Source organism: Streptomyces roseolus, assembly GCF_014649855.1.
Classification (GTDB): Bacteria; Actinomycetota; Actinomycetes; order Streptomycetales; family Streptomycetaceae; genus Streptomyces; species Streptomyces roseolus.
The window spans coordinates 129,839-154,981 of the sequence record NZ_BMTV01000022.1 but is presented as its reverse complement, the minus strand read 5'-3'; the positions used below and the strand labels follow the sequence as shown (position 1 = coordinate 154,981).

At 66.6% G+C, this 25,143-nt stretch carries 22 protein-coding genes; 6 read left to right on the top strand and 16 right to left on the bottom strand.

Annotated features, from left to right (window positions below; genetic code table 11):
* Positions 1–39: 39 nt before the first annotated feature.
* A complete protein-coding gene (locus IE245_RS25420; protein WP_189951514.1) occupies positions 40–264 on the bottom strand; it encodes a helix-turn-helix domain-containing protein in 225 nt (74 codons plus the stop codon).
* Positions 265–535: 271 nt separating this feature from the next.
* Here IE245_RS25420 and IE245_RS25415 point away from each other — a divergent pair, with 271 nt between their 5' ends.
* From IE245_RS25415 to IE245_RS25390, 6 genes are all read left to right on the top strand, one after another.
* A complete protein-coding gene (locus IE245_RS25415; RefSeq protein ID WP_189951513.1) occupies positions 536–1,090 on the top strand; it encodes a hypothetical protein in 555 nt (184 codons plus the stop codon).
* 184 nt (positions 1,091–1,274) lie between these two features.
* Positions 1,275–1,418, top strand: a complete 144-nt coding sequence (locus IE245_RS25410; RefSeq protein ID WP_189951511.1) for a hypothetical protein — start codon at positions 1,275–1,277, stop codon at positions 1,416–1,418.
* Between the two features lie 7 nt (positions 1,419–1,425).
* Positions 1,426–2,604 carry a methyltransferase domain-containing protein gene (locus IE245_RS25405; RefSeq protein ID WP_189951510.1) on the top strand — a complete coding sequence of 393 codons (1,179 nt, stop codon included), beginning with the start codon at positions 1,426–1,428 and terminating at the stop codon, positions 2,602–2,604.
* A 78-nt stretch (positions 2,605–2,682) separates the two neighbouring features.
* Positions 2,683–3,795: a hypothetical protein gene (locus IE245_RS25400; RefSeq protein WP_189951508.1), complete on the top strand. Its 1,113-nt coding sequence runs from the start codon at positions 2,683–2,685 to the stop codon at positions 3,793–3,795.
* A complete protein-coding gene (locus tag IE245_RS25395) occupies positions 3,792–4,148 on the top strand; it encodes an ASCH domain-containing protein (RefSeq protein WP_189951506.1) in 357 nt (118 codons plus the stop codon). Before IE245_RS25400 ends, IE245_RS25395 begins: the two co-directional genes overlap by 4 nt.
* A 517-nt stretch (positions 4,149–4,665) precedes the next feature.
* On the top strand, positions 4,666–4,878 hold the full coding sequence (locus tag IE245_RS25390) for a hypothetical protein (RefSeq protein WP_189951504.1): 213 nt from the start codon (positions 4,666–4,668) through the stop codon (positions 4,876–4,878).
* A gap of 187 nt (positions 4,879–5,065) precedes the next feature.
* On the opposite strand, the gene IE245_RS25385 is transcribed toward IE245_RS25390, so the two are convergent.
* The 15 genes from IE245_RS25385 to IE245_RS25315 all read right to left on the bottom strand — a co-directional run bounded on the left by IE245_RS25385 (position 5,066) and on the right by IE245_RS25315 (position 25,143).
* On the bottom strand, positions 5,066–5,383 hold the full coding sequence (locus IE245_RS25385) for a hypothetical protein (protein ID WP_189951502.1): 318 nt from the start codon (positions 5,381–5,383) through the stop codon (positions 5,066–5,068).
* The gene (locus IE245_RS25380) at positions 5,380–5,997 is read right to left on the bottom strand and encodes a hypothetical protein (RefSeq protein WP_189951499.1); all 618 of its coding nucleotides are present in this window, start codon (positions 5,995–5,997) and stop codon (positions 5,380–5,382) included. Before IE245_RS25380 ends, IE245_RS25385 begins: the two co-directional genes overlap by 4 nt.
* A gap of 452 nt (positions 5,998–6,449) precedes the next feature.
* Entirely contained in the window at positions 6,450–6,668 is a 219-nt protein-coding gene (locus tag IE245_RS25375; RefSeq protein ID WP_189951497.1) for a hypothetical protein, read from the bottom strand.
* 18 nt (positions 6,669–6,686) lie between these two features.
* A complete protein-coding gene (locus IE245_RS25370; RefSeq protein WP_189951495.1) occupies positions 6,687–8,063 on the bottom strand; it encodes a peptidoglycan-binding protein in 1,377 nt (458 codons plus the stop codon).
* Positions 8,060–8,275, bottom strand: a complete 216-nt coding sequence (locus IE245_RS25365; RefSeq protein WP_189951493.1) for a hypothetical protein — start codon at positions 8,273–8,275, stop codon at positions 8,060–8,062. Before IE245_RS25365 ends, IE245_RS25370 begins: the two co-directional genes overlap by 4 nt.
* On the bottom strand, positions 8,268–8,786 hold the full coding sequence (locus IE245_RS25360) for a DivIVA domain-containing protein (RefSeq protein ID WP_189951491.1): 519 nt from the start codon (positions 8,784–8,786) through the stop codon (positions 8,268–8,270). The genes IE245_RS25365 and IE245_RS25360 overlap by 8 nt, the downstream gene beginning before the upstream one ends.
* Positions 8,787–9,112: 326 nt before the next feature.
* The gene (locus IE245_RS37785; RefSeq protein ID WP_189951489.1) at positions 9,113–10,561 is read right to left on the bottom strand and encodes a peptidoglycan DD-metalloendopeptidase family protein; all 1,449 of its coding nucleotides are present in this window, start codon (positions 10,559–10,561) and stop codon (positions 9,113–9,115) included.
* 18 nt (positions 10,562–10,579) lie between these two features.
* On the bottom strand, positions 10,580–10,804 hold the full coding sequence (locus tag IE245_RS25350; RefSeq protein WP_189951487.1) for a hypothetical protein: 225 nt from the start codon (positions 10,802–10,804) through the stop codon (positions 10,580–10,582).
* Complete coding sequence (locus IE245_RS25345; RefSeq protein WP_189951485.1) at positions 10,801–11,697, bottom strand: hypothetical protein; 897 nt, start codon at positions 11,695–11,697, stop codon at positions 10,801–10,803. Before IE245_RS25345 ends, IE245_RS25350 begins: the two co-directional genes overlap by 4 nt.
* Positions 11,681–12,742, bottom strand: coding sequence for a DUF5047 domain-containing protein (locus IE245_RS25340; RefSeq protein WP_189951483.1), 1,062 nt, complete (start codon positions 12,740–12,742; stop codon positions 11,681–11,683). The genes IE245_RS25345 and IE245_RS25340 overlap by 17 nt, the downstream gene beginning before the upstream one ends.
* Before the next feature lie 100 nt (positions 12,743–12,842).
* A complete protein-coding gene (locus IE245_RS25335; RefSeq protein WP_189951481.1) occupies positions 12,843–16,688 on the bottom strand; it encodes a hypothetical protein in 3,846 nt (1,281 codons plus the stop codon).
* Positions 16,689–16,897: 209 nt separating this feature from the next.
* Positions 16,898–23,731 carry a transglycosylase SLT domain-containing protein gene (locus tag IE245_RS25330; protein ID WP_189951478.1) on the bottom strand — a complete coding sequence of 2,278 codons (6,834 nt, stop codon included), beginning with the start codon at positions 23,729–23,731 and terminating at the stop codon, positions 16,898–16,900.
* A 26-nt stretch (positions 23,732–23,757) separates the two neighbouring features.
* Positions 23,758–24,093 (bottom strand): hypothetical protein, encoded by a 336-nt coding sequence (locus tag IE245_RS25325; RefSeq protein WP_189951476.1) that lies wholly within the window; start codon positions 24,091–24,093, stop codon positions 23,758–23,760.
* A 44-nt stretch (positions 24,094–24,137) separates the two neighbouring features.
* Positions 24,138–24,566, bottom strand: coding sequence for a phage tail assembly chaperone (locus IE245_RS25320; RefSeq protein ID WP_189951474.1), 429 nt, complete (start codon positions 24,564–24,566; stop codon positions 24,138–24,140).
* A gap of 94 nt (positions 24,567–24,660) precedes the next feature.
* Complete coding sequence (locus tag IE245_RS25315; protein ID WP_189951472.1) at positions 24,661–25,143, bottom strand: hypothetical protein; 483 nt, start codon at positions 25,141–25,143, stop codon at positions 24,661–24,663.

The window sequence follows — 25,143 nt, the reverse complement described above, 5'->3', positions numbered from 1 at the left end:
GCCGTTCGTCAGATCCCCACGTCCCACAGGACGTGATCATCAACGAACAAGATCCACTTTCGCAACAGACCCTAGGGGCACATCGAGCACAGCGGACAGACATCGGAGGTAGAAGTTCCTGGGCTCTACCTTCGAACGCTCCCAGCGGCTGATGTACTCCCGATCGATGTTCGTACCGAACGCCTCGTTGATCTCGCGAGCAAGGCGTCCCTGCGACCATCCTCGGGCCTTACGTAGGTCGTGAATCAAGGCCCCAACGCTCATAGCCTCATCTTGCCCCTAAGACTGCCCCTACGCAGGCAACCTCTGTGCTTCCGGATCAACTTGACCCTAGAGATGCCCCTAGCTAGTCTTCTCAGCCCTCGGGATGCTTCAGCTCTCGGTAGCGACGGAGCCACGAAGAGCAACTATGCGTGCCTGGCGAGCGAAGCCGGCCGGGCCGTGAAGTTGCCCTGGAGACAGCCTCCTGCGGGCAGACGAGGAGAAGCGGGTGATGACTAGCGTGACGAATGGCGCGAGTACGAGGAACGTTTTCGTGGACGAGGCGCGCGTCATCCTCAGCGACCTCCAGCACGTCGGCAACATGAGGGTGGGCACCTCGACCCGCGCCCAGATCGACGACGCGGTCCGGTTGATGATCCGGAATCTGTCCCGCTTGCTGACGTTCGACTGGGACAGCCGGCCCGAGGTCCGTGCCCTGATCGAAGCGGCGAACAGGCAGCTCGAAGTCCCGCGCCGGCCGAACACGGAGTCCACCACCCACTACGCGTTCAACTGGCTCCGCGACAGCGCGACCGTCGGGGCCAGGCTCGCGAACCTGCACAAGGGCGGACCGACAGAGCCGCCCGGCACCCGGGCCGAGTCGTCCGAGGCGCACGATGTCCGGATCGGCGACTTCTACGAGGCGCGCCCCGGGCTCTTCTACCGGGTGGTGGACATGACGACACCCAAGGTCGGGGTCAAGACCCTGCGCTTCGCCAACGGAAGAACCGCCGTCGTGAGCGGGCTCGTGGACGTGTGGCGGCCCGTCGAGCGCGTATCGAGCGCCGCCGACACCTACGGGCCCCCGCCGTACGCCCCGGCGCGGTGATCCACAAGGCCATGCTGGCCCTGATGCTCATCGCGGTGGGCGCAGGCGCAGCAGCGCTCTACATCTGCACCCCTAAGCCGGCCGCGCCCCCGGGACAGCCCCACCTGGACCCGGCGGCGCGGCCCCCAAGCCTCCGCCCTCGCACCCGCCAGGGCGGTTTCACCAAGAAGAAGAGGAGTGGGAAATGAGCGGCAAGCACAGCGGAGGGTCCGGAAGCGGGACCGGCGGCAGCCAGCAGGACGACTCCAGCAGCGGCGCCAAGCACGGCGGCGGTGGCTCCGACGAGGGCGGCAACACCTCCGACGGCTCCGGCCCCGCGAGCAAGTAGGGCGCAGGTGGACACCAGCAAGAGGGAGGCGGGCCTGAAGAGGCTCGCCTCCGCCCTCCTCGAAAAGGGCACCATCGAATCCGACTGGCTGCCCGCGTTCAACGCCGTCCCGCGCGACGTGTTCCTGCCGGCCCGGGTGTGGCCGGGCATCGCGGACGGCACCAAGCAGGCCGCCGTCGTCGACCGCACCAAGGACCCCGAGCGCTGGTTCGAGGCGGTGTACTCCGACATCCCCCTGACCACCCAGTGGGACGAAGGCCGGCACACCGGCGATGACGTCGGGACCACGCCGACCAGCTCCAACTCCCTGCCCACGATGGTCTTCACGATGCTGAAAGACCTGGACGTCCAGCTCGGTCACCAGGTCCTGGAGATCGGAACCGGCACCGGCTGGAACGCGGGCCTGCTGGCTCACCGCGTCGGGGGAAACAGCGTCACCACCATCGAGTACGACCCCGATGTGGCCCAGGACGGGGCGGCGAACCTGCTCACCCTCGGGATCCGGCCGACCCTCGTCGTCGGCGACGGCCGGCGTGGACACCCCCGCCCCCGCCCCTACGACCGCGTGATCGCCACCTGCTCCGTGGGGAGCGTCCCGCACGACTGGGTCGAGCAGACCCGGACCGGCGGCGTCATCGTGGCCCCGTGGGGCCCCACCTACGGCGGGGAGGCGATCGTTCGTCTCACGGTCCAGGAGAACGGGGTGGCGGAAGGACGCTTCACCCGCAGCAGCGCCTTCATGCGCCTGCGGCAGCAGCGCCCCGACCGCCCGCCCCACCACCTCTACCTGAGGGGCGAACCGTGGCCCGCCGGCGGGGAGACGAGCAAGACCTCCCTGTCGCCGGCGAAGGTCGGAGGGTGGATCGAACAGTTCGTCGTCGGCGTCATGGTCCCGGGAGCGTTCTGGCGCACCGAGCGGTACCAGGACGGCTCGTACACGCTCTGGGTGTACAGCCTGGACACGAAGTCGTGGGCCTCCGCCGACTACGAGCCCGACGCGAACGAGTTCGAGATCGTCCAGGCAGGGGGCCGCCGGCTCTGGGATGAGATCGAGAGCGCGTTCCACTGGTGGCAGGAGCGCAACAGGCCGGGCTTCGAACGCTTCGGCCTGACGGTCTCGGAGGCCGGCCAGATGGTCTGGCTGGACACCCCGAGCCGGGTCGTGGCGTCGATCCCGCACCACTGAACAGCGCGTCGGCCGTCCCGGAGAGTGGGGACTCCGGGACGGCCCCCAACATCGAGCCCCTACAGGAGGGGGAAGTCCATGTCCCACCCCGTTTCCCCGAACACGGTCCTCGCCAACGCCCTGACGCACGCCGAGGACGTCTTAGCGCCGCGCATCCTGAGCTGCCCGCCCGAGCGGATCGTGCTGGTGGTCGGAACCCAGATCAACGGCGCCCCGCACCTGGGTACCTCTCTGGTGCAGACCCTGGCCTTCGCGATGGCGGCCCGCCTGGGAGACCGCTACGGCTTTCCCACCGAGGTGCGCTTCGGGGCCCTCGACAACGCCCCGTACGAGCTGGGCACCGACTTCGTCAGCGGCCACGCCTACCAGCGGGCCTACGCCCAGGCCCTCGGCGAGCAGGCCCTGCACGACGTCGTCGACGCGCTGTACCAGCCCCTCTTCACCGCCCTGTCCAGGCGCCTGGGCATCCCGCACCGCATCGAGACGTACACCCAGCAGCAGGCCGGCGAGCACTACCGCCGCACCTGGCTCCGGCTCCTGCCCCGCATCGACGCCGCCCGCTGGTGGCTCGACCCCTCCCACGGCACCCCGCACCTGCGCGTGCCGTGCCCCCGGCCCGGCTGCGGCTGGGCCGAGAAGCACGCCGAGCGCACCCAGGTCCGCCTCGTCGACAGCGAGACGGCACACGTCTCCGCTGTCTGCCTCCACCACGGCCCGTACGAGGTCGTCATCACGCCCACCGCCGGCGGCTACCTCGACCTGGCCACCCTCTACCGGAACCTGGTCAAGGAACTCAGCCTGGCCGACGACAGGGACACCCTGTACGTGATGGTCAAGGGCGGCGACTGGATCTTCGGCTCCCAGCTCGTCGACGAGGCACTCCGGGCCGTGGGACTCACCGGGGGTCAGCTTCCCGCCCGGCTGTTCTGCCCCCAGATCGTCACCGACACCGGCGCCAAGCTGTCGAAGTCCCTCATCCGGGAAGGCCGTGCTGCCTTGCCCGAGGGGGCAGCGCCTTGGATGCTCGACACCCGGCTGTGGCCCGGCAGCATCACCGAGTACGCCGACCAGCTCCTCGCCATGACCGAGACCCTGCTGTCCGACCCCCGCCACTTCTTCCGCTCGTACTCGGCCGCCGAGGTCGGCCGCCTGATCACCGTTCCGCCGCCCAGGAGTGTTCCTTCCCGATGAGTAACAGCACCACCCGCGTCCACGAGCTGAACCTCTACCGCCAGTACTTCGAGCTGGTCTCCTCCGGCCAGAAGACGACCGAGGTGAGGGTCAAGTACCCGCACCTCGCGGACCTCGCCGCCGGCGACACGATTCGCTTCCGGATCAAGGGCACCGACGAGACGTGCGACGTGAACGTCCTCCGCGTCACCGAGTACCCCGACTTCGAGGCGCTGCTCGACGGGGAGGGGCCGGCCAACGTCAACCCGACCGCGACTCGGGACCAGCAGCTCACCAACATCCGCACCATCTACGGGCCCGAGAAGGAGGCGCTCGGCGCCCTCGCGGTCAAGATCGAGCTGGTCGCCTCGTAGCGTTTCGCGATCGGCGCCCCCTGGCCATAGGGCCAGGGGGCGCTTCTGCGTTGCCGGAAGACCTTCATGCGGCGAGCGGTCTTGCCCTCAAACGCCCTCCGAGCTGCACGAGTTGATTGCTCAGGCGGCTCGTGATTACTGTATGCGTGCACGGGATCACGGATCCTTTGCTTCGGACGCACCGAGGCGATGCCAGTTGCATCGCCGAGCGAGCGAACGTGACATGCCGCCCCTACTCAGTGGGTGCGGTGGTTCCTCAGGGCTGGTCCGACGGCCCATGAAAACGGTGAACGGAACAAGCCGACACCGGAAGCCCGCAGTACCAAAGCAACACCTTGAGTTTCGGTGACCAGTGTCATCCGGTCTCAACGATTACCCGCGTGGGGTAGACAACGCGTGGGGGCACGACTAGCGGGCGGTCGTGTTTGGCAGGAATTGACCTGCCTTCGTTGGGATCGGCGCCCTCCCGTGCGGAGACGCCTTCTCTTCGAAGGCGCCCGCACCTTGGGAGGGAAACATGAGTACTTCGACGACGCTTCAGCTCCTTCAGAGCTATCCGGTGCCGACCTTCGCGCTGGTCCTGCTGGTCATGTTCGCCATCGACCGGGCGACCCGTGCCTGGACGTTCCACGTCTCCATGCGCGGCGCCCCGCCGGCTGATCGCCCGGCCATCATGCGCGAGCACAAGAACATGTGGCAGATCCGCCGCAAGCCGCCCACCATGTACTGACTCTTCGCGAGGCAGGCTCCGAAACGCAAAAAGGCCCCCTCCGCCGTGAGGCAGAGGGGGCCCGAATTGCCCAGCGCAGCGCAGCCCGAGTGGGGGCCGCCTTCCTATTGATCGGATGGCAGGCTCGTAAAGCACTGCATGCCCCGAGATATGAACTCCCCCACGCGTGGGCGGACTGCAATGAAACTCATTGCTCATCCTGTCGAGTAGGCGGGATGGCTGCCTGCGGATCTTTACCGGGGCCTTCAATGCGGACGTTGGTGGGGTAGTCCTTTGGTGTGCCCTCGTCGAGCATTCGCATGACCTCTGCCATTTGCTCCGCCGAAAGAAGTTGCGCTTCCCTGATTGTGATCAGCTTTCCATCGCGCTCAATTGTTACGCGAGTTCCAGAAAGGTCCCTTTCGGGCTTTCTGCGGGCGATTCGAAAAGTTGTGACAGCTAGCGAGAAAGCCACGAGTGTGGCAACTGCAGCCCCAGCGGTGGCAAAGTAGTCGAGACCGGTCATTGTTCCTTCTCCACCTCGGCCAGAACGGTGCTGGTGCCTGTAGTAATAAGTGTGATCGCGAAGAACCACAAGGACAGTTCTGCCATAACATCCCGCCTGACATTCGGATCAGCTTCGGAGCTGGGTGCTACGGCGTCCGCATAGAAGAAGGAGGTAAGGAAGAAAAGTCCAATATTTGTGAAGGTTAGAATGGCATGCAGGAAGCGATGTTTGTTGTTCTTCTTCATGAAAGACTGCCCAACGGCCGCCGCCGTCAAGCCTGCTGACACGATGTAGAGCTCTCCGTGGCTGATCAGATCCGAGAATGAACGATCGCTTTGCCGGGTGATGTCGATCACGTAACCGGCCCCAATGGGGAGTACGGCGAAGATCACACTAAAGAAGGCCCAGTGTAGAACCTTCATCCACGGATCGTGGCCACTAGGTGAAGAGGACGCCTGCGCGGCTGCTTGGGGGGTTGCTGGTGACTCGCTGATCTGTACCGAGCCGTCACCAGTGGCTGTCACGGTGATGTTGCTGGAGTCCGAGGTGTTACTTGCCGATGTGCTGCTATTTACGCTGGCCGGGTTTTCCCCAGTCAGTACTGGTTCAGCCGGTGGCGTCGGAGTGGTCATCCAAGACCTCCATCTCCATCGGGCCTGCGATGTGCAGCCCTCGGCTCGAACGTTTGGCTCACGATTATCCCCCTGTTCCCACAAGTGGCCCTGAGATGCGCCGAGTTCGCGGGGCGAGCACGGAGTCTACCCCTGCCCTGATCCATAGCTCCGGGGCTGCTTCTTCCGGATCACCTTGCGGACCAGATGGAGGTGCTGCTTCAAGCGGTGTGCAGAAGGCTGGCTTTGGGGAGGGCGCGATCGGTCCTGGCCAACATGCGGCAGATCCGCAAGCCGCCCACCCTGTACTGACCATAGGACTGAGTCGGTACTCTCGGCGAGGCCCAGCTCGCACGCTTGCCCCGTGGTGCGCGGGCTGGGCCGCGACGAAAAAAGGCCCCCCTCCGCCGAGTTGGCAGAGGGGGGCGCAGTTCGCCGGGCGCGACCCGGCACGAGACCGGATCACCTCCTAGCTAGGCGGCGGCGTCCTTCTTCAGGAAGGACGGGAGCAGGTTGTCCACGAGCGGCAGCGCCATCAGGCGCGTGACGGCGGCGGCGACGGCGAGGACGACGCCGACGCCGGGGGCCGCCTCCGGGATGCCCGAGGCGTCCAGGAGGAGCGGCATACCTGCGGCGACGGACACGACGGTCTGGAAGACCGTGCGCACGGTACGCCGGGTGGAGTCCTTCATGGTGGGTGATCCTTTCTCTTACCGGTACTGCTGGGTCCACGCCGGGTAGGGGTCCGGCGCAGGGTCGGGGCCACGCCGGGCCAGGCCGTCGCGGTCTTCCCGCCACTGCTGGATCTGGCTCTTCGCGGCCGGGGACATCTCCCGGTCGCCGATCGCCACGGCGTGGATGTGGTAGTCGAAGGCCGGCGGCACGCGCAGCCAGGCGACCAGGCCAGCTCGGCGCAGGGCCTGCACGGCACTGTCCATGCGGGCGCGGGACCAGCCAGAGACAGAGATGTCGACGACGCCGCCACCGTCGTGGGTGCCGGCGCTGGCGGCGACACCGCCGGCGTTGTACGAGCCCTGGGTGAGGGTGAAGGCCCGCCCGAAGTCGGCGGCGGCGGCCTCCAGCATCACCTTCGTGCGGGCGTTGACCCGCTTCCCGCCGTACGTCACGCGCCGGTAGTCATGCGCCGGCTCACCCGGCGCCGGCGGGGGCGTGGTGCCGCCCGCCAGGCGCAGGCCCAGGTGCTCGATGGTCTGGGGCCCCGGGAGACCGTCAGCGCCGTCCCCGGACCAGCCCTGTGCCCGCTGGAAGTCGGCGCAGGCGGCCTTCGTCCGGTCCCCGAAGACGCCGTCGACCGGGCCCGGGTCGAAGCCCTTCGCCTTCAGGGCGGCCTGGAAGTCCTTGACGTCGTCGGTGCGGTCGCCGAACTCCAGGTTCGCCAGGCTGACCTCGGCGCCGACGGGTGCCGGCGGCGGGGGAGGTGCCGGTGCCGGTGCCGGTGGCGTCGTCGGTGCCGGTGCCCGGCTGGGGAGCAGGAGCACCTGGCCGACGTCGATGGTGTAGGGGGACAGGATGCCGTTGAGGGCGGCGATGTCCTGCCAGCGGACTCCGATGGCCTTCCCGATTCGGGACAGGGTGTCGCCAGCCTTGGCGGTGTAGGTGTTGGCGCCGGGCTCCGCCGGGTAGGCCGGGCGGCCGTAGCCGGCGATGTCGTCGGCGTGCCGGACGCGCCGGGCGACGCGGTCATCGGTGTTGCCCTCGATCGTGAGGATGTCGCGGCCGTTGACCCCGGTGACGATTCCGACGTGGTCGATGTGGGCGATGCTGTTCGAGCCCTGCCAGTCGAAGAAGACGATGTCGCCTCGACGTATGCCGGCGGTGTCGGTGTGCCACTGGCCGTTGTTCTGGAACTCCTGCGCGTGCCAGACGGTGTAGGCGAAGTCCTTGCCGAAGCAGACCTGGCTGTAGTTGCCGGACTCGTGTGCCGCCCAGGTGAGGAACATGTTGCACCAGGCGGCGTTGGCGAAGTAGGGGCCGTTGCGGGCCGCGTACCAACGGGTGGCGATGTTGGGCCGGCCGGTGGTGCCGAGCCGGGACTCGACCTTCGCGATCATCGCTTCGAGGCTCACCGGTACACCCCCTCGGCGTCGGGCTCCCCGTAGATCTCTCGGAGCAGCCCTTCCTCGTAGCTGACGGTCGGGCCGTTGCCGGTCTCCCTCAGGCGGTGGTCGACGACCGGGGGTTCCTCCTGCTGGAGAGCCTCGGCGATCTCGATGGCTTCGTCGGCGGTGTAACCGTCCGCGATCACCGCCGCCGTGGCGGCCTTCTTGGGCTTAGGCATCGTTCGCCTCCTCCTCGTCGATGTTGGAGAGGGCGGCTCGGAGCCAGGCTCGGTAGTTCGCACGGCGGGCCTTGAGCATTTCGATCTTCTCGGCCAGCTCGGCGCGCTCGGACTCCAGCCGGTTGAGGATCGTCTGGCGCTCGGCCTCGGCCGTCTGCTTGATGCTTTCGGCGTCGGCGCGGGCGGCGGCCCGGAGCCTGCCGGCCTCCGTGTTGGCTTCGGCCTCGACCTGGTCGGCGGTGCGCTGGGCGGCGGCCAGGATGCGCTCGGCACTGGCGGCCGGGGGGACCGGTATGACGCTGGTGACGGCGTCGGTGGAGGCGCGCTGAGCGGTGGCCAGGTCGGACCGGAGCCGGACGACGCTCGCCTCCAGCTCGGCGACGCGGGCGAGCGCCGAGCGGTAGTCGGCGGCCACGGCGTCGAGGAAGTTGTCGACCTCAAGCTGGTCGTAGCCTTCCTTGATCCGGGTGGTGCCGAACTCCTTCTTGTCGATGTCAGCGGGTGTGAGCATCGATCCTCTCCATGTTCAGTTGTACATTCGGAAGTGTTCGATTTAGTTTGATCAACTTCCTTGACCGCCCTGAAGATCGCGGTACCCTCGGGCTTGTCCCGCCCAGCAGTAGCCCGCCGTCGGCCGCGAACCGCTCGTGCATGTGGCCTGGTCCGCCCGCCTCGGCGACCGCAAGGGAGCCGGGGTGGCAGGTACGACGTACCTGGGGCTGAAGAGGGTTGAGGTTGAAGCTCAACCACAGGACGCGCGCGTGAGGACGCCCTCGCTGAAGCTCGGGCGCCCCCAAACTGGCCGGATCAAACACGACCCAACACGTCGGCTGGACGTCAGACGGTGACCCCGTGGCTACGCAGCCACCTGGTCGGATCCAAGAAGACGCTGGCGGAGAACGCCGTCGGATCCGTTCGCACCTCGAAGTGCAGGTGTGGGCCCGAGCTGTTGCCGGTCGAGCCGACGTAGCCGATCCGCTCGCCTGCGGCGACCGTCTGCCCCTTCGCGACGGTGTAGCCGCTCAGGTGGGCGTACAGGGTGTAGATCCCGCCGGAGTGCGACAGGATCACGTGGTTGCCGTAGGCGGAGCCGGCCGCGTTGATGGCGACCACCGTGCCGGCGGTAGCCGCCCGGACTGGCGTGCCGGACGGGGCGCTGATGTCCAGGCCTGAGTGGCCGCCGGCCGACCGGCTCATCGAGCCGCCAGCGCCGATGATCAGGCTGTCACCGATCGAACCGTTGACCGGGAGGAAATAGTTGCCCGACGGCGCCGGAGTTGTCGGTGCCGGGGTCGGCTTCGGCGACGGTGCGGGCGTCGGCTTCGGTGCCGGGGTGGCGTCGGCGTCGGGCACCGGCTTCGGGTACTTCACCGCGTCCGAGGTCATGTCGCGGAGGTGAGCCCAGCCCTTGGGGCCGATCTGCACGTCCGGCTTGTCCTCGACGGTGCGGTACTCGGGGTGCTCCTCGTGGAAGCGGCCGACGGCTTCCTGCGTCTTGGGCCCGTAGGTGTCGGCGCGCTCGACGGTCTTCGCCATGAAGCCCACGCGCTGGAGCTCGGCCTGGAGGGCCTTCGCGGACGGCGTCTTCTCGCCGGCCTTCGGCAGGCCGTCCTTGTAGGGGTCGGTCGCCGGGGCCTCGTGGCCGGGCAGGGTCAGCTTCATCCCGACCTTGATCAGGTGGGGGTTGGGGCCGATGACGTCCTTGTTGATCTCGTAGAGCTTCTGCCAGCCGCCGTCGATCTTGAGGGTGCTGGCGATCTTGGCGAGGTAGTCGCCGGCCTTGACGACGTACACCCCGTCGTCACCGTCGCTGTCGTCCACCGGGGGCGGCGTCGGCTTCGGCGTTGGGGTCGGAGTCGGCGTGGGGGCCGGCGCCGGGGCGTCGTAGGGGGTGCTGGAGAGGCCGACGCCGCAGACGGGCCAGGCGCCCTTGCCCTGCGGCTTGAGGTTCCCGTGCCCCTTCCACAGGACGCGCTCGGCGACGGTGATCTGCTGGGTCTTGGTGGCGAGGTCGGCGCGCGGAGCGAAGGCGAGACCGCCGTACGCTTCCCACGTCGACTGGGCGAACTGCACCCCGCCGTAGTATCCGTTGCCGGTGTTGATGGACCAGTTGCCCGAGGACTCACACTGAGCGGTGGTCTCCCATTCGGATGCGGTCGCCGCGTTCGCGGATCCGGCGAGAGCAATGGGGACGACGGATCCACCGGACAGGAGCGCGGTGGCGCCGAGAGCTATTCGCTTAGCGGAGTTCGGCTGAGTGGGGCGTGCATGTCGTCCCTTGGACATTTCTTCTTACCTCATTATTCAGTTTTTGAGGTTCACTACGTACATGACGACGGTCGCTATTAGAGAAAGCGATGCCACCAGTACGGCTATGGTGGGGAGCGGGAATTTCCGCTCCTCCAATTTTCGGATGCGGTTCTCGTGGTCTTCGCCCCGGCTCTTGTTCAGCTCCAATAGCTGATCCAGCTTTACTTCGAGCACAGCGAGACGGGTCTCGACGGTGGCCGGCTGCCCCTCAGGAATCACAGGAAGTACTCCACTCCGTTCAAGGACACCCAGTCCGGCGCGGTCGCGGTGTGCGAGTGGGCGCCGCCGGAGAAGCCGTGGTCGTGGCTGGCGCCGAAGCTGTGGTCATGGCCGCCGTCGGAGCTGGTTACGCCGCCGGAGTCGCCGAGGTGGTTGTGCGTGCCGCCCACCGACGTGAAGCCGCTGATGCTCGTGAAGCCGACGTCGCCGCTGACCGTGGAGGTGGAGGTCGAGTAGGTGTGCCCGGTGAGGAGCACCCGGCCGTCGGTGCGGAAGTCGAGGACGACGGACGTGGCGGTGCTGACCTGACGGGCAGCGATGACCGAGCGGTGCGACTTCGGGCGGTACTCGGTGGCCAGGGCCTCCGCGGTGTCGATCATGGTGGACGAGCCGTTCGGGTCCCAGCCGCCGCGCCACTGCATCTTCCAGGAGCCGTGGTCGAGGATCAGGCGGTAGTAGACGTCGCCGTTGCTGTTGCCGTTGTGGGATCCGTTGGAGAGTGTCGCCTTGATCCAGCCGCTGCCGGTCTGCCCGAGGGCCGTCCCGCTGGCGTCGGCGGTGTGGCCAGTGATGACGATGTCCGGACCCTGCTTGCGGATGTCGACCGTCTGGCCGACGACCGGGGTGTAGTTGTTCATGATCCGGACGCCCGAGATCTCCACGGACGTCTCGCCCTGGATCTGGATCGTCACGGTGGGAGGGAGGCCGGCGTGGTTCACCGCCGTGATGACGCCCTTGACGTGCACCGAGGCGTTGGGGTTGAAGCCCTTGACGCCTTGCGACTGCATCACCGCGACCAGGTCCCGGATCGCGCCGTCGAGGTCGGCGTTGTTGATCGCCTGCGTCTCGGCCAGCGAGGGGGCAATGAGGGGCTGGTTAGTTGGGGTTGACATTCGTCGGCCTCTGCTCCCTCAGTGTCAGGGCCTGCGTGCCCGCCCTCAACGGAATGCTGAATGCTTCGACGGAGTAGAGGCCGTCGATCTTCGACTTGGCCCGCTTGACCCGGACGATGTCGCCGCACTCGTACGAGGGATTGACGATGCCGGTGATGGCGATCCGGGAAGCGGCGCCGAGAATCAGGTTGAGCTGGGCCCTCGCTATCGCCTTGCACTGCTCTTCCGTCTTGGCGAGGTTGTCGGTGATGAACACCGGCACCTCGCCGTACGGGCCCAGCCGGTAGGTCGGGGAGGTGGGGTTGTCGTCCCAGATCTCTCCGCGCACCGGCGGGAGCTGGTCGCCGATCGACTCCCCGGTGACGATGACGCCGTTGAAGGCGTTCTCGTCGTTGAACTCCTTGCTGAGATCGACCATCACGTTGCCCTGGCCCTCCACGTACGTGAAGTCGGGCGAGGGAAGGGCGTTGAGGTCGCTCGGAGGCAGGACGGCCAGGCGGCCCTCGACGTCGAAGTAGACCTCGCACCCCATGGACCGGGCGAGCTGGTAGACGGCCTCCCACGGGTCGCTGCCGGCGTCGAACAGCAGGGGAGCGGTGGTCGTCACCGTCGAGGTGATGGTGTCGTACTGGATCGCGGGGAAGGTCATCTTGATGATGTCCTTCAGCGCGGTCATGGCGTTGGTGCCGGAGGCGATGGTGTACGGGACCTTGAACTTGTCCCGCTGCACCGTGCGCGCCCGGTCGTACGCTTCGAGCTGGATCACCGGCGAGCCGGTGTTGCTGTCGGAGATCGACGACTTCGACAGCCGGAACGTACCGAGCTTGCAGACCTCCTGGGTCCCGTCGGAGTACTCGATCCCCCGGTAGGCGCGGAGCTCTGTCCCGTAAGGCGTCAGCAGCTCCCCCTCGTCGCGGGGGGTGAGCAGGCCGAGGGGGTCGATGCACTGGCAGGACAGCTTCCGCCGCACTGCCGCCGACCTGTCGACGTCCACCTGGCCGTCCGTCGCCGGCAGCCGGATAAGCTCCTGGTCCGGGCCGATCACGTCGATCCACGAAACGATCGTGTGAGAGCCGCGAATCTCGCGGTAGAACCTATCCGACTGCGTCGGCATGGCCACTCCGTATTCAGTTGTGCGGTCCGGCCTACTCCTCCGGCTTGACCTGGACGAACTTGCAGGTCACGAACTTCACGGGGTCCGTGGTCCTGCGCTGCTGGCTCACGGCCAAGCTGGAGACGGTCAGGGCGTCGACCGGGCGCACCCACCAGGCGTAGTCGGTGTCGCTCTGGAGCAGCAGAGTGCGTTTGGCCCTCAGCAGCCGGTAGAGCGCCGCCTCCTCCTGCCGGTCGCAGACGACCGTGATGGTGAGCGAGTCGGCCTTGTACCCCTCGGTCACGACCACCGGATAGTCCTCGCCCAGAGGGTGGAAGACGGTCGCGGTGTTGTCGGTCGTGACGACCACGTCCTCGTACTTCACCCGGAGGCGAAGCGCGGTGGACAGGTCATGGAAGTCCTTCAGCCACCAGTTGAGCGCGGAGAACGACACTTCGTTGCTCTCCGGGCCCCAGCCCGAGGCGAAGACCTCGCCCTGGAGCCCGTAGGAGATCGTCTGCACCCGGTACTTCCGCACGTTGAGCGGCACCACCGAATGGTCGACGTAGGCGAGCTGGCCCGTGTCCGAGCGGAACGCTGGCGGGATCAGCTTCTGGCCCGGAAGGTCGGTCCAGCTTGAGAAGCCTGTGCCGGTGTCGTCGGTGTACTGGATGATCGGCTTCGACCAGACGGGATGCTCCGCCCGGGACGTGCCGTTCCTCCAGGCCGGCGTCTCGCCGGCGACCGGCGCCCCGAGCATGAGCCCGACGCGGTCGAACTTCACGATGTCGTCGGTCTCCCGCCCGAGCGCGGACAGGACCGGCCGCATCCGGGTCGTACCCTCCGGCACGGTGAATGTGGCGTACGACTTATTCCAGGTGACGGTGTTGAAGACCGCGCCGTTGGCGGACGCGTCGCTGATCGCCTGGTTGGCCCGGGCGAACTCGATGCCGAGGACGGGAGTGCCGTCGCTCGTGCCCAGGAAGGACGCCATCACGGTGACCTTGTTCCCGGCCAGGTCGAGGATGTCCGGGTCCATCTCGGAGATGTCCACCCAGACGTTCGGCCGCGCCGAGGCGACGTTGGCGGGAACGCTGCTGGCCGGCTTGAGGATGCCGATCCAGGACGCCATCGAGCCGGCGAACCCGTTCCCGCCGCCGGCGAAAAGCCCGTACAGCGATGTGGCCCCGGCCGGGATGACCCCGTTGGAGTCGTACACGGCGGTGCTCATCCACGGGTTGGACGAGCCGTTGTTGTTGTCGACGCGCTCGGTCTCGTTGCCCGGCTGCGCGGGTGGGGCCGACAGCGGCTTGAGGATGCCGATCCATCCGATGGCGGCGAAGAAGTTGCCGCTGGGGACATTCGACTGCGAATTGCTGATTGAGTTGATCTGCCCGGTCCTTTTGTGCGTACCGGTCGAGATCGGCCCATTGGAGTCCGAGAAACTGAGGACCGCATCGGGGAAATTATCGAGACTGGTAGAGGAATCACATCGCTCGGATATGTCCCCTGCGCTCCAGGACGACGCGAACGGCGTGGTCGCACCGAACATGCAGACCCGCCAGGCGGCCGAGTTCGAGTTCGTCACCTCAGGGGTGGGAACCTTGGACGTATTGTGGCTACCGGCGGAATTCTGCGCGATGAACTGATTCGCCGCATCGTCACAATTCCTGTAGGCCACCACCTGGGTCACCTTCGGCTGCCCGGCGGCGCTGTGCGTCCCCGTCCAGGAGTGGGGCTCGGAGGAGCCCGCCGTCCGCTTCAGGATCGCCATGGTGACGTCACCGGAGTGCACGCCGCCGTCGCTGGAGCCGGAGAAGGGCTGCGAGTGCCACTTCACCAGGGTCCACCCGGCCGGCGGGGTGACCGTGGGGGCGTAGCCGCTCATCACCACGGACGCGATCATCAGGTCGCCGGACTGGACGCCGGTCGGCTTGTGGATCGTGTACGAGGTGGTCAGGCTGTGCTGCACCCACTTCGAGGAGGCGCCGACGAACGAGATCGGCGGAGCGTCCGCGCCCGGCGGAGCCACCCGGTTCGCCGAGAAGGTGGCGCCGGCCAGGTCGTCGCTGGCCGCGAAGGCCCCGACCCGCCACGCGTTCGGGTCGGTGTTCTGGACGATCTGCGTCCGGTGGACCGGGGAGCCCCCGGGATCCTTCCTGATGTTGTCGGCGATGAACTGGTCATCGGCGTGCGCCGTGCCGCTGTACGCGACCACCACGGCCGTCCTGCGGGACGAGGCGGTGGCCAGCTTGCCCGTCGTCCAGGACGAGGGGTCCGAGGACGTCGCGGTCCGCTTGAGGACGTGCAGCGAGACGTCGTACGTCGAGTCGTCGTCCACCGTGGCGCTCGCCACCAGGGACCAGCCCGTCGGAGGCACGATCGAGCCGCCGGCCGTCGAGGTGACGAAGGCCAGGAGCAGATCGTTCTGCACCGTGCCGGCGGGCTTATTCAGGGTGTAGTTCGTGCCGGACGTCGGCGACGTGAACACCGTGCCCGTCGCGCGGAACGCGATGGCCGAGGCGGCCCCCACGTACTGCATCTGCTGGCACAGCAGACCGTGACCGCCGGTGCCGGTGACAGCCGTCCGCGTGACAGTCGTCGCCGAGTTCGCCTGCTCCCATTCCTCGACCGCCGACTCGGGGTCGTCGGCCGTGGCCAGGTAGGAGGAGAGGAGGTTGTGCGACTGGTGGCCGCCGTCGGTCCAGGCGGAGTTCGTCCCGTACATCAGGCCGGCGTGGTCGACGTAGTGGACCTCGGACAGGTTCGGGGTGACGATCTCCACCTTGAGCTTCGCGTACAGCGCGGTGGCCGGCGTCGTGCCGGTGCCGACCAGCTCGCTCCAGGTGGTGGCGGAGTCGGTCAGGCTGACCGCCGTCGTGCTGCTGATGTACGTGAAGGTCTCGTCGTAGAAGTCGGCCCACAGCCGCGCGGTGCGCGCCGACGAGCCGGCGAGCACCTGGGCCCGGCAGGTCACCGGAAGGCCCGGCGCGACCTCGACGAACGTCGTCTCCGCCGACATCGTCGCCGCCGCCGTCGCCGTCATCGACATCGAGGCCAGGCCGCCGCCGAAGGCCTTGGAGACGACCCGCGCCAGCGAGGCGCCGGACGCCGTCCACTCCAGCGGATCGGAGGCGATCTCGAAGTCGGCCTGCTGGACGCTCAGGAGGTTCGAGGCGTCGCGCATGCGGAGCTGCGCCGAGGAGGTGTAGGTGTCGGGGATTGCGGAGGGGACGCCGACGCCGGGGGTGCCGCCCTCGCCGGCGTTGTCGTCGCCGGGGACGCCGGGCGACGGGGCGTTGATGGTGAAGTCCTTGTAGGCCCAGGTCGACTTCGCGTTGTGCTCGGACCAGACCCGGACGTACACCCGGTACCCGTTGTTGTTGAGCGTGGTGCCGATCTGATGCTGGGGGGCGGAGCCGGTCTGGGTCTGTTTGTAGAGCGGGGGCTCCGTCTCCGGGTTGAAGGTGTTGACCGCCGCCACCTGCTGCGAGGTGAACAGCTTGATGTCGGCCTTGAGCTGCGGCTCGCCCTCGGCCTGGGTGTAGTTCCACTTCACCAGGGGAGAGGGCGAGACGCTGGTGCCGGTCGGCGCCGTGACGACCGCCTTCGGCTTCACGTGGTAGTTGACCTTCACGTAAAGCTGGGAGATCTGTACGGCGTCGAAGAGATCGTTGAGAGAGTAGATCCGGAGCCGGAGCTTGTTCAGGCGGTGGATGTCCCACGCCTTGCCCATCGGATCCTTGGTGTAGGTGCCGACCTCGTGGGTGGTGAACGCGCTCGTCGCCTGGAGCGTGCGCGACGTGTACCGCGACATGTTCTCCGACGAGAGCACGTTCACCGTCACGGTGCGGGGGCCCGACCCCGCGCTCGTCCTCATGCGGACGATGACGGTCACCGAGTCGATAATGGCCCCCGCAGGGAGATCTTCCGAGTCGATCGGGAAAGACACCGTGGCGCTTCCCCGATACACAGGACACCGGACGTAGCAGTCGTCCTCCAGCCAACCGATCACTTCCCACACCTCGGTGACACTGGAGCCGACGAGTTCCCACCCGTCGTTCTCGATGTCACCGCTGGGGAGAAGCTGGAACGACTGCGCCATCGTTAGCCTCCTATTCGCCTCCCGGTACCCGCCTGAAGAGCGGTACGGAGCTTCGGAATTGCCTCGTCCACGGCGCGACGCACGTCTTCGCCGTTGCTGACAGGACCGTTGAATGTGAACTCGACGTTGATGCCGCCGCCGTCCGAGACCGAGCCACGAACGGAACCGGCGCTCGCCTCCATGAGGGAGGTGAACTCTCGGCGCCCGCCGTCGGAGCGGAAGAACTGCGACTTCTTCGGGTTCCAGCCCCGTCGTCGGCGAAGCCCGCTGGCGAACATGCTGCTCGCCAGGTGCGGCATGACCTCTTCGCCGCCACGCATGCGCAGAAGCTCAGGGCCGGCCTCGCCCACCCACGTCCAGCCGGGGGGCGCGTTGTTCGAGCCCCTCGCCAGGTTGCCGGGAATACCGAGGCCGGAGCCGCCGGCGTAGTAGTCCTGGACCTGCCACCTTGCCTGCGGAGACAGGTCAGGTGCACCGGGAAGGATCATGTGAGCGTGCTCGTTGCCGGCCCAGGCGGGACCCGAGCGGATCCAGCCGATGAAGCCAGCAGCGATCATGGCGTCGAAGGCTGAGACGGGCACGTCGACGACACCGCCGCCTGTGTGCGTTCCCGCACTCAGGGAGCCGTCGCTGTACGGGCCCTGGATGACCTGAGGGTTACCGGCCCGGGCAAGGGCCGCCTCCAGGTCGCTCCCGCCGTTGACGCCACCGCCACCGGCGCCACCACCGCCACCGCCCGACGCCGCAGCAGCAGCTTGGGCTGCCGCCAGGGCCTCGGCAGCAGCGATGGCCGCCTCGGTGGCTGCGATGAACTCCTCGATCTTGGCGATGGCCGTGTCGAGCTGGGCGACGATGGTCTCCACCATCGTGGTGAACGCTGCGGAGACCGCCTCGTTCATCGCCTGCGCAGCCGCCGGCATCGTCGTCTGCATGTGTTCCTCGAACGGGAGGATCTGACCGTCCCGGATCAAGGTCCACTGCGCGAGCGACGTCGCCTGCATCGTGGTCCACGCGAGATCGTGCGCAGTCTGCATGGTGACCGCCATCTGCGGCATGGTCGTCCCCATGTGCGTTTCCGCTTCCAGATACTGCGTATCGCGCATGATGGTCCACGTCGCCAGGGACGTGGCATTCATCGTGGTCCAGGCGAGATCGTGCGCCGTCTGCATCGCCACTGCCATCTGAGGCATGGTCGTACCCATATGCGTTTCCGCTTCCAGGTACTGGACATCCCTCATGATGGTCCAGGTCGCCAGCGACGTGGCGTTCATCGTGGTCCACGCAAGATCGTGGGCCGTCTGCATCGCGAGCGACATGGCGGGCATGGTCGTCCCCATGTGCGTTTCCGCAGGGGTGTAGACCGTGGCGAGCTGGGCCGCCCAGTTGGCCTGGCCGGTTGCCGTCATGGCTGCCCAGTTGGCGGCAGCAGAGGCAGCCATCGCCTCAAGCTGTGCCGGGATCTGGACTCCGACCTCGGTGCCCACCGCCGTGGTGGTGGCCGTGATCGCAGGCTGGGCGGAAACTCCCGCCGCGACCGTGCCGTCCCAGGCCGTCTGCGCCGTCGTCAGCATGTGCTGAGCGGCGGCGATGATCTCCCCGAACCAGCCCTCCGCCTCCGGAGGGGCGGTGAACTGCTGCATCTGCTCCAGCATCGGGGACTGGATGGCCGCGTCCTGCGGGACGCCGCCGCCTTCGGGAACGGCCGGCTCTGTGATCATCGGGACGTTCGCGCCCGAAAGGAGCGAGGCCGTCTCGCCGGCCGGAGTCACCGACTCGCCGCCATGGAAGTTCAGCAGCTCGGGACCCTCTTCGCCGACGAGCGCCAGGCCGCGCGGAGCGCTCGGCGTACCCTCGGCGAAACGGCTCCACGTTCCGTCGTCCAGGAACTTGTACCCGGCCGCGAGCAGCATGTCGTTGTTCGCAGCCGCCTGGTCGGCGGCACGCCTCTGCGCTGCCGTGCCGCCTCCGGACGGAGCCATCCAGGTCCCGTCGTCGAGTGGAGTCCAGCCACCCGCGAGCAGCATGTCGTTGTTCGCGGCTGCCTGGTTGAGAGCGGCCGAGAGCCCGGAGGATGCGCCTCCAGTCCCGGATCCAGCCGACGCTCCGCCACTGACGGAACCGCCGCCGGCCGCTACACCTACAGCGGAACGGATCGCGGTAGCGGCCTGGTTGGCCTTGGCGATGGCCGAGTCCATCTTGGAGATGAAGCTGTCGACCGGGCCCATGGTGCTTTCGACGGCGCTGATGACGTTGGTGGCCATGCTCTTGGATTCGGAGCTGACACCCGTGTTCATCGTGTTCGCGGCACCAGGGACCTCGGTGGTCATGGTGCTCTGAAGCGGCGTGAACGCGGAATCGTTCATGGCTGTCCACTGCGAGGACGACTGGAGAGCCATGTCGTTCCACGCGGTACCGGAAGCCGTCTGCATCGCCACCGCGGAGGCGGGCATGGTGGACGTCTGCATGAGGTTGGACTCAGCGAACGTCGTGTCCCGCATGGCTGCCCACTGCGTGGCCGACTGGAAACCCATGTCGTTCCACGCGGTGTTGGAGGCGTTCTGCATCGCAGCGGTCGCGGCCGGAAGCGTGACGCCCTGCTGGAGGCTGGCCTCGTTCAGGGTGGTGTCACGCATCAGAGCCCACTGCGTGGCCGACTGGAGGTTCATGTCAGCCCACGCGGAAGCGTTCTTGGAACGCATCACCTCCATGGAGTCCGGAACCGTACCGCCGTGGCCCATCGCTACGTCGCCGAGGACAGGCCTGAGGCCGGTCCAGCCGCTGGTGCTGGAGTAGACCACGTTGCCCCACGACGCCTTGACGTTCGCCGCCATCCACTTCGCAGCGGAGACGATCTCCTCAAAGCTCCGGTTCTTCAGCGAAGCCTCAATGCCGCCGCGTCCCGTCGAAGGGCCGGACATCAGCGCTGCCGTATCGGCGGCGTCGTAGACAGTCTCCCCGCCGCCGAAGTTGGCGTATCCGGGGCTGGTGACCAGCTCCGGGCCTTCCTCGCCGACCAGGTGGAGGCCGGCCGTGGCACTGGTGGTGCCGTCGGCGTACGGAGACCCCGGAACCTGTCCGCCATAGCGCGCCTGGATGTAATTCGCAGACGCCACCATGTTGGCGAGGGGGTCCAGAATGTTGTTCGACAGAGAGGGATCGCGGTAAGCCGCGAAGGTCGTCGGTATTACTTGCATGAGGCCCTGACTGGGCACGCCGTTCTTGGCGTTGATGTCCCAGCCGTTGAAGGCGTTCGGGTTACCGCCCGACTCGGCCATCATCAGCGCGAGGAAGCGCTGGAGCTGGCTCGGGTCGAGGCCAGCGATCTGGAGAGCCTTCGCGGCCAGCGGGGCCCATCCCTGGACGGACTGGGTGCCCGCCACGGACATGGCCGTGAACTGCTGCTTGGCCTCCTCGTCCTTCTTGACCAGGTTGTCGATCATCCCGGTCAGGATCTTCTTGGTGCCCGCGACGAGCAGCTTGCCGAAGTCGCCGGCCTCGCCGAAGGCTTCGAGGGTTTTCATGATGGCGGCGAACGCGGCTTCGATGGCAGCGCGGCCAAGGAAGCCGAGCACCATGCCGCCGGTCTTCATCATGTTCTCGATGCCGCCGGTGATGACGCCGACGCCCAGAGGGTCGCCGTCGCCGACCTTGACGTCCGCAGCGTCGGGGCTCGTCGAAGCCTCGCCGCCGATGATGATGCCGCCGGGGCCGACCGTACCGGGGTTGTCGGGGTCGACGACGCCGCCACCCTGGAAGAAGTGGGTGCCCCACCCTTCCTTGTTCCGGGGGTCCCGGCCGAAGGCGACGATGCCGCCGCCGGCGTAGTGGTTCAGTTCGCAACCGCGCGCGATCCCGCCCTTGGCATAGCCGGGGAAGGCCACGTTCTTGCCGCCGCGTCCGTGGGAGAAAGTGAAGTTCGCCCAGTGGACGAAGTCCGGGCCCAGGGCCTTGACCGCCTCGGGGACGAGGATGCCCTCACCTCGGGACAGCATCGCCGGAACGGTGTCCCGGCCGGGCGCGTAGCCGGGGAGAACGCCGCCGGCCTTGAAGTGAGGCATGCCGCCGGCGATGCCGCCATTGGCGAACTCGACGACGCCGCCGGTGGCGAAGTTGAAGCTGACCGTGGGGATCTCGCCGATATTGAGACTGTCGAGACCAACCGCACCAGAAATCTTGTTCCAGGCACCGATGATGCCGTTGATGATCCCGATGATGCCGTTGACGGCCTTCTCGATGATCTCGCCGATCTCGTGCCAGATCTTCTGGGCGGTGTCCTTGAGCCAGTTCCAGGCGGTCTCCCAAGCGGACTTCAGGGTTTCCGAGACGGTGTCCCAGAGTTCCTTGATGCCGTTGATGAAGTCGTCCCAGCGCTGCTTAACCTCGTCCCAGATCCTCTGAGCGGTTTCCCTGATCCAGTTCCAGACCGCCTCCCACACGGACTTGAGAGCTTCGGACACCGTGTCCCAGAGACTCTTGACCGCGTTGAGGAATGCCTCCCAGGCGACCTTGATTGCGTTCCAGATCGTCTCGGCGACGGTCTTGATCGCGTTCCAGATCGTTTCCCAGGCCGTCCTGAGCGCCGCTGAAACTGTGTCCCACACCGTCTTGACGGCGTTGAGGAACGCTTCCCAGGCGACCTTGAGCGCGTTCCAGATCGTCTCCGCTGCCGTCTTGATCGCGTTCCAGACCGTGTTCCAGGCCGTCGACAGGGCACCGGAGACGGTGGTCCAGATGGACTGAACTGCCGTCAGAAATGCCTGCCACGCCGTCTGGAGTGCAGTCCATATCGTGGTAGCAACCGTCCGGATGGCGTTCCAGGCCGTATTCCAGGCCGTGGAGAGCGCCGCCGACACCGTCGACCAGATGGTCTGGAGCCCCTGGATGAAGGCGTTCCACGCCGTCCGAAGCGCATTCCAGACCGCCTCGGCCGCCGTCCGGAGCGCATTCCAGACAGTATTCCAGGCGGTAGAGAGGGCACCCGAGACGGTGGTCCAGATGGTCTGGAGCCCCTGAATGAACGCGTTCCACGCCGTCCGAAGCGCATTCCAGACCGCCTCGGCCGCCGTTTTGATCGCGTTCCAGACCGTGTTCCACGCCGAAGACAAAGCACCGGAAACCGTGGACCAGATGGTCTGGAGCCCCTGGACGAACGCGTTCCAGGCTGTCCGAAGCGCATTCCAGACCGCCTCGGCGGCAGTGCGAATCGCATTCCAGACGGTGTTCCAGGCCGAGGAGAGGGCACCGGAGACGGTGGTCCAGATGGTCTGGAGCCCCTGAATGAAGGCGTTCCAAGCAGCTTTGAGGGCATTCCAGACCGTCTCGGCCGCCGTCCGGAGCGCATTCCAGACGGTGTTCCAGGCGGCGGAGAGGGCCCCACCAACCGTGCTCCAGATGATCGAGAAGGAGTTGCAGATCGCCTGCCACGCCGTCTTGATGGCGTTCCAGACCGTCGCGGCCGCCGTCCGGAGTGCGTTCCAGACCGTGTTCCAGGCCGTGGAGATGGCGCCAGAGACGGCATTCCACGTAATGGTGAACGCGTTGCAGACGGCCTGCCACGCCGTCTTGAGGCCGTTCCATATCGTCTCGGCGACCTGCTTGATGAAGTTCCAGGTCGCGTTCCAGGCCGTCTTGAAAGCATTCGAGACGGTCTCCCAGTTGGTGACCAGGAGATAGATTGCCGCGATGATTGCGGTGATTACGAGAACGATCGGATTGGCGTTCAGCAGCAGCATGGCGGCGTTCACCAGGAGGACTGCGGCACGCCAGGCCATGAACCCGATCACCAAAGCCTGGAGGAGATCCGGCGGGATGGCCGCTATAACCTTGAGGAATACGGTGATCAGTCCGAGGGAAACCGGGGCAAGTTCCCTCATGACGGTGCCGATGTTCTTCAGCGCATCCCCGAGCGCCTGGAAGAACTCCCTCACCTGAGGGGCGGTATCCCGGACGTACTGAAGGAAGCGCTGAAAACCGCCGCCGTCGGACCATTCCTTAAGAGCGGCAGCGCCTTCGCGAAGCTTCTGAGCGAGCGCAACGCCGTGGGGAAGGAAGGCGCGGAAGCCGTCGCCCAGGACGTTGATGACGTCCTTGCCGGCGGTGATCAAGTCCTGAAGCGCTGGCACCGCAGAGGCCTTGATCAGGTTGGCGTAGTTCCTGGCGCTGTCGCCCTTCATCCACTCCGCGAAGTCCTTGGAGACCTTCAGAAGTGAGGGGTGGACGGCGTCCAGGATGGGCTTCAGGAGCCCGATGCCGGACGTCAGGCCTTTCACGACGTTGGTCGCCGTGGCCAAGGTCTTGTCCTGCGTGGAAGTGATGAACTTCTTCCAGGCGGCGCTCATGCTGTCGGTGGCCTGGATGAAACTGCGCTGCGAAGGCGACAGCGCCTTCAGAGCGGCGTCGAGTTCTTTCTGGGTGGCGGCGACCTTCTTGAGCTGGTTGGCGTATGCCTCGGTGCCCGGCTTGAGGGTGGCGAGCACCGCCTTCTGCTTGTCCAGCTCGGACCGCAGGGCGGATATCTCCTTCTGTGCCGCCTGGGTATTGGTGATGGCGCCCTTCATGGCGGCGCCGTAGATGCCGACGGCCGCCCCTACGGACACACCCATGGCTGAGGCGGCGGCGGTGATGGCGGTCAGGTTGGCGGCGATCGGGACCAGGGCGGGGCCGAAGACAGCCAGCGCCTTCGCTGCCAGGACTATTCGTCCCTGCCAAGAATTCAAGGAGCTGGTATTGCGATTGATGCTGCCATTGAAATCTTCGATCGCCCGGCGGGCGTCCCTGATACCGCTCCCGTCGAACCGGGAGAAGATGGAGAATCCCAGACTTCTTATGGTCGCCACAGGTAACCCTCCATCTTCACCCTTATTTAGTTGTTTTTCGCGAAGGGGTCGGTAGCCGGGTCGTACTCCGACTTCGGCTTCCTCTCCTTCTGGAGGCCCTTCTCGTCGTACTCGTCCTCGTCGTCTTCTTCGTCGTCGTCCCAGCCCTCTGGCGGGGCGTACAACTCGTCCGGGCGAAGCACTTTTCGGAACTTGCCGGCCGGGTTCTTCTTGCCCTTTTTAGTGATGGCTGCGCCGGTCAAGATGTTGTTGAGCTGGATCAGCTCGTGGATTTCGCAGAGCATTTCCTGCTCAAACGCCTGATCCAGGGGGCCGGCGGCCCGTTCGTACGCTTCCCATTCCTTGTACTCACGGGCCGTCATGCTCGCCATCATTCGATCAACATCGGGACGGCGCATTGCCAGCGCTAGACGGAACTTGAACCGTCGGTCCGGTCGTCGTCGAAATCCTCCTCAAGCTCCTTGAGGTCTTCGTCGGAGAAGGCGGACATCTCGTTGACCTTGTTGTAGACGCGCTGGAGGCCGGCCGCTGGGAGATTGCCGAGCGTCTTGATGTCGTGCTTGGTGAACATCGGGCTGCCGTCCTCGTTGACGACGGCGAGCTGCACCAGGCGCGCGCGGAAGTTCTCGTTGTTGAGCTTCTGCCGGCCGTTCCGGGTCACCTGCACCATGGACGACTCGAAGTCGTCGCGCTCCTTGGCGGAGAGCTGCTTGAGGCGGATCTTGCCGCCGCCCCACTCGGGGACGATCAGCTCCTCGATCACCAGATTCGGCTGCTCCAGGATGGCGCCGGGGGAGAGGAAGCCGTTCTCATCTACGCGGAATTCGTAAGCCACGGGTCTGACTCCTATTAAGTTGTTTCGCAGGTCTTTTACGGGTCGAAGGCGGCGAGGGGGACCCGCGCACCCCTCGCCGCCCGTCTTGTCTGGTTCAGAAGTCCATCAGCGCCGCTCTGTCGAGAGCATTGGCAATGGCTCTCTCGATTTCGTCAGCGCTGTCGGCGATCGTGTCGGTGAACCAGCCGGGCCTGACCGGCCTGGACTGGAACCAGAAATTTTTGTCACCGAACAGCGGGTGTCGCCATCCCTTCGGGGAGTCGAGTCCCCTGGGGATCGGCAGCTCCGCCTGATTGGCCATCTCGGTGAAGATCCGGAAGTAGGCGGTTGATTTGGTGCTGATGCCTTTACGGACACCGACGCTGGCGGCCACGCGGGACCTCAGTCCCGTGTGGCCGGCCGGGCCGCCCTGCACTTCCGTGTGCATTGCTGCTGCCTTGGCCCGCGCGACCACAGGTTTGAGCGCTTCGTCCACCTCTTCTTCGATCCAGCGGGGGAGCCGGTTCTCGATGGCCTGGAGCTGGGCAGCGGCCCGCTTCCATTCAGGCCCGGGGACGATCCATGCTCGCGTGGGCAT

Excerpts from the sequence above, each read along its gene's own strand:
- IE245_RS25315 (WP_189951472.1), bottom strand. The coding sequence starts at position 25,143 with ATGCCCACGCGAGCATGGATCGTCCCCGGGCCTGAATGGAAGCGGGCC.
- IE245_RS25420 (WP_189951514.1), bottom strand. The coding sequence starts at position 264 with ATGAGCGTTGGGGCCTTGATTCACGACCTACGTAAGGCCCGAGGATGG.
- IE245_RS25345 (WP_189951485.1), bottom strand. The coding sequence starts at position 11,697 with ATGTCAACCCCAACTAACCAGCCCCTCATTGCCCCCTCGCTGGCCGAG.
- IE245_RS25390 (WP_189951504.1), top strand. The coding sequence starts at position 4,666 with ATGAGTACTTCGACGACGCTTCAGCTCCTTCAGAGCTATCCGGTGCCG.
- IE245_RS25365 (WP_189951493.1), bottom strand. The coding sequence starts at position 8,275 with ATGCCTAAGCCCAAGAAGGCCGCCACGGCGGCGGTGATCGCGGACGGT.
- IE245_RS25410 (WP_189951511.1), top strand. The coding sequence starts at position 1,275 with ATGAGCGGCAAGCACAGCGGAGGGTCCGGAAGCGGGACCGGCGGCAGC.
- IE245_RS25400 (WP_189951508.1), top strand. The coding sequence starts at position 2,683 with ATGTCCCACCCCGTTTCCCCGAACACGGTCCTCGCCAACGCCCTGACG.
- IE245_RS25380 (WP_189951499.1), bottom strand. The coding sequence starts at position 5,997 with ATGACCACTCCGACGCCACCGGCTGAACCAGTACTGACTGGGGAAAAC.
- IE245_RS25375 (WP_189951497.1), bottom strand. The coding sequence starts at position 6,668 with ATGAAGGACTCCACCCGGCGTACCGTGCGCACGGTCTTCCAGACCGTC.
- IE245_RS37785 (WP_189951489.1), bottom strand. The coding sequence starts at position 10,561 with ATGTCCAAGGGACGACATGCACGCCCCACTCAGCCGAACTCCGCTAAG.
- IE245_RS25360 (WP_189951491.1), bottom strand. The coding sequence starts at position 8,786 with ATGCTCACACCCGCTGACATCGACAAGAAGGAGTTCGGCACCACCCGG.
- IE245_RS25395 (WP_189951506.1), top strand. The coding sequence starts at position 3,792 with ATGAGTAACAGCACCACCCGCGTCCACGAGCTGAACCTCTACCGCCAG.
- IE245_RS25325 (WP_189951476.1), bottom strand. The coding sequence starts at position 24,093 with ATGACGGCCCGTGAGTACAAGGAATGGGAAGCGTACGAACGGGCCGCC.
- IE245_RS25385 (WP_189951502.1), bottom strand. The coding sequence starts at position 5,383 with ATGACCGGTCTCGACTACTTTGCCACCGCTGGGGCTGCAGTTGCCACA.